Raw genomic sequence first — 641 nt, forward strand, 5'->3', positions numbered from 1 at the left:
CCCGGAGCCCGTCCCCGATCAGGAGAGTGGAACCCGTGCCCCCGACACCCGGACCGGCGGGATCGACGACCGTCCCGACGGGGCGACGCGCCGCCGATCCCCCCGATCCCGTGGAGGCCGTCATCGGCCCCGACGGCGTGGTGGCCCGGGTGGTGCGCGACCGCCCCCGGGTGGTGACCGTGCCGCTGTGCGTCTCGCACACCGCCCACCTCGTCCCCGGCCCCGGCGTCGTGGATCCCGCCACCGGGGGCGCCGCCCTCGGCGACCCGGACCGCTCCCGCCGCGCCGCCGTCGGCGAGGCCGTCGAGCGCCTGTGCGGCAACGCCCCTCCCGATCCCGCCGGAGCCGCCGAGCCGCTCCGCTCCCGGGACGAGCTGGCCCGCGCCGGCCGGTCCGCCCTGGACCCCCGCACCCTCGCCCTGTACGCGCCGGAACAGTACGCCGCGCGCGGTTTCCCGTTCGTGCCCTTCGAGCGGGACCTGCCCGTCACCTGGACCACCGGCCGCGACCTGCACCGGGACACCGAACTCCTGGTGCCCGCCTCGCTGGTGTGGGTCAACCGCCCCCGTGATCCGCGCCGGCCGGAGCCCCCCGTCCACCACCCGCCGCTCGCCGGCACCGCCGCCGACCCCGACCCCGAC

At 79.1% G+C, this 641-nt stretch carries 1 protein-coding gene; it reads left to right on the plus strand.

The genetic code is table 11. From position 1 onward, the window contains the following. Positions 1-35: 35 nt before the first annotated feature. The coding region (locus FOE67_RS27810) for a YcaO-like family protein (protein WP_323385634.1) at positions 36-641 on the plus strand (606 nt) is incomplete at its 3' end.

The sequence above is a fragment of the Streptomyces calidiresistens genome, from assembly GCF_014141525.1.
In the GTDB taxonomy this organism is placed as follows: Bacteria; Actinomycetota; Actinomycetes; order Streptomycetales; family Streptomycetaceae; genus Streptomyces; species Streptomyces calidiresistens.